Genomic DNA, 2618 nt, shown 5'->3' with positions numbered 1-2618 from the left:
TTGATAATTTTAGAATATGCCACAACATATATTAATTTTAAAAATACATCTTCCCTCGGCAATAATGGCGTTAATGCGGAGCTGAAATGGTTCGATGAGCAAGATCAGGAAGTTATAGTGCATCTCTCAAAAAATAATTCTGATATTAATTGGCGTGCCGCAAGATATATTAATTAAATTTTATTTTTAATTAAAGATAAAAATCACCGGGGGTGCATTGAGTCATCCACTGCTCTAAAACTTCATCTGGTGTTTCCAGATCTTGATGTTCATCGATTAAATCCCATATTTCCCAGTAAATCTGTTCAACTTGTAGTGGTAAACCTTCATAGCCTTCTAAAGGATTTGCATCTGTTATTTTTTCGTGGATTAATAGCAATGATTTGAGTACTAAACCAGTTTTTCCCTGTATGGTGGGCATCTCATCCCATCTTTTTTTAATTAGGTAGGTCCATTGCTTTATAGCTTTTGGATCCTTCTCCTTCTGCTCAATTTGATTTTCTACTAGTGCAATGATCGGATCAGCACCTGCTTCTGTTTTATTTGGATCAGTTAACACCCACAACAAGCTTTTTTTCAACAGTTTTCTTATTGGCATGGTGCGCGTTTTCAATAAACTTATTTTAGGCAGCTACCACCCCAATTGCGCTCACCCACAAGCGGTAGTTCATTTGAATTACTATTAATGCCGAATGGAACAAGCCACAAGAATTCTTCTAGAGGAATATTGCGAAAATTATTGGGATTTTGGCTTGGGTTTAGGCGGGGCTTTCCTTGAATTTGCAGATGAAAAATTTGATATTCTTTTAAATATTGCTATAAATCACGATCAAGCGATTAAGGAATGCATTCAAGATCAACTCCTTCTTTTTCCATTGGAAATTGATTTTGAAGTAATCATTGCCCATGTTGTTTTGCATCTTAGTGATGAGAAAATTATTGATTTCAAGCGCTTAGCGTTTGCTTTATGGGATCCACATAAAAAGGATTGCCCATTTAATGATCTTGATAACTGCCAAATTTTGGCGTTTAATTTTACCGGGAAGTATGCAGAATATGAATATTTTGGGAGCTTAATTGCTCGAAATCTAGCAGATAGCAATTCAATAATTACTTCAAATATGCTGAAAAATAACTCTATTTCGATGAGAGATCTGCTAAAGGATATTTAGAGTAAAACAGCATTTGCGCTGTTTGCTTGCTCGCCTTGAGCGGCGCCGTGCCTGAACTTCGAGCAATTTCCGCAATTATCTGAAATCGGTGCTAGATTTGTAACAGATTCTTAAGCGCCGATGTTTTTGAGCTTGTTTGGATTTTTATTTGCAGTCCTTTCTTTTGTGCAAGTGCCTCAGTGGGATAACGACTGGACTAAATGTTCAGTAAACGTGCCCGATACCGCTTGCCATTGGTACGTGGTAAATCCAGATAACACCTTTGGCAAAGGTTTTAGCTGGATTACTGCTCCGGAATACGATGTTACGGCTTTGCGTGATATCGGTACCCAGCACGAACTAACAGTTGCCCAGGGTTTTAAAACTACTGTTGAATTAATGAATTCTGACGCTTCAGTGAAGTATGGCGACGATTACTAACCCTTCTAATTAACTAATCATGGCACACGACTGGAATGCTTTATTTTCTTCTTTGCCTAGCGAAGAATTAGACAAGGTTGCTTTGCTCAGAATGATTGAGTGCACTAATGGTGTAATTCAACACCTTTTTAGAGATGAAGCTGAAGATGCCTTATCTGTTGAAGAAACACGTATTGCGATGAAATTCTCGATGGGTTGTATCAAAAATATGTGCATTCCTTTAGGAGACGATATGATTACATTTGCACCTGCCACAGCGGATGCAATTGGATTATTGAGGGAATTATATGTAAGTGGTGTAAAAAACGGCAATCAAGCAGCTTTAGCTGAATTCTTTGTTGCATCAGAGGCTAATTTGCGCGCAGTGGGCATAGAAAGAATTGAAGCGGCTAAAAGACAGATTTTTTATCATATTTATGAACTTCCTCCTCACACTCTCGATTGGGGTTTAGATTATATTCGAGGTTTTGTTGGTGCCTCTAAATAGCTATTGCCAAGCTATTGTTTAATCACTGTTTAATTATTATTTGATTATTGCCTGCTTGCAATCGTCCAAAAAGCAGTTGCTAGTACAGCAAGTAAGCCCATGCTAGCCGCCCAGCTAGGGCTTAAAGCCCAACTCAGTATCAGCTGAAAAACTATCCCCACCCCTATAGCTAAAGCAACGCTACTAATAACCAGCAATAGCTGCCTTTGAACCTCGCCTAGGCCAGCTGTGATTAGTTCTGTTTCAAACCTCGAGAGCGGACCGCTTAGGGGCACATAAAACGCCAGCGCCCACAGGGCACTACCACTAAACAACACACTTAAATCAGCACTGGCTAGGGGCATTGCTATCCGTTGCTCGCTTTGCATCTCTAGCATCCATGAATCAATCTGAATTGGCTGTGTCGGAACCCTGGAGCTTTCGCGGCCATCCAATCCATTGCCTAGAGCGCAACACCTCCGGCTCTGGAGTGCCGGTTCTTCTGGTTCATGGTTTTGGCGCTTCTACAGACCACTGGCGCTTCAATATTCCTGCTTTAG

5 protein-coding genes are annotated in these 2618 nt (G+C 40.0%); 3 read left to right on the top strand and 2 right to left on the bottom strand.

Annotated elements, in window-relative coordinates; genetic code table 11:
* Positions 1–190 precede the first annotated feature (190 nt).
* The gene (locus AC2JC8_RS08195; RefSeq protein WP_484400706.1) at positions 191–613 is read right to left on the bottom strand and encodes a hypothetical protein; all 423 of its coding nucleotides are present in this window, start codon (positions 611–613) and stop codon (positions 191–193) included.
* A gap of 79 nt (positions 614–692) precedes the next feature.
* Between AC2JC8_RS08195 and AC2JC8_RS08190 the strand changes: the two genes are divergently transcribed.
* The 3 genes from AC2JC8_RS08190 to AC2JC8_RS08180 all read left to right on the top strand — a co-directional run bounded on the left by AC2JC8_RS08190 (position 693) and on the right by AC2JC8_RS08180 (position 2079).
* Positions 693–1172 (top strand): hypothetical protein, encoded by a 480-nt coding sequence (locus AC2JC8_RS08190; protein WP_484420098.1) that lies wholly within the window; start codon positions 693–695, stop codon positions 1170–1172.
* A gap of 120 nt (positions 1173–1292) precedes the next feature.
* Complete coding sequence (locus tag AC2JC8_RS08185; protein ID WP_484400703.1) at positions 1293–1592, top strand: hypothetical protein; 300 nt, start codon at positions 1293–1295, stop codon at positions 1590–1592.
* 19 nt (positions 1593–1611) lie between these two features.
* Entirely contained in the window at positions 1612–2079 is a 468-nt protein-coding gene (locus tag AC2JC8_RS08180; RefSeq protein WP_484594499.1) for a hypothetical protein, read from the top strand.
* A 44-nt stretch (positions 2080–2123) separates the two neighbouring features.
* Here AC2JC8_RS08180 and AC2JC8_RS08175 read toward each other — a convergent pair whose 3' ends face one another.
* Positions 2124–2423 (bottom strand): hypothetical protein, encoded by a 300-nt coding sequence (locus AC2JC8_RS08175; protein WP_484594498.1) that lies wholly within the window; start codon positions 2421–2423, stop codon positions 2124–2126.
* Positions 2424–2618 lie beyond the last annotated feature (195 nt).

This window comes from Synechococcus sp., from assembly GCF_982614295.1.
The sequence above is the reverse complement of the archived record's forward strand: the minus strand, read 5'-3'. Positions and strand labels throughout refer to the sequence as shown.

Coding starts and splice junctions, on each gene's coding strand:
- AC2JC8_RS08190 (WP_484420098.1), top strand. CDS start 693: ATGGAACAAGCCACAAGAATTCTTCTAGAGGAATATTGCGAAAATTAT.
- AC2JC8_RS08185 (WP_484400703.1), top strand. CDS start 1,293: ATGTTTTTGAGCTTGTTTGGATTTTTATTTGCAGTCCTTTCTTTTGTG.
- AC2JC8_RS08180 (WP_484594499.1), top strand. CDS start 1,612: ATGGCACACGACTGGAATGCTTTATTTTCTTCTTTGCCTAGCGAAGAA.
- AC2JC8_RS08175 (WP_484594498.1), bottom strand. CDS start 2,423: ATGCCCCTAGCCAGTGCTGATTTAAGTGTGTTGTTTAGTGGTAGTGCC.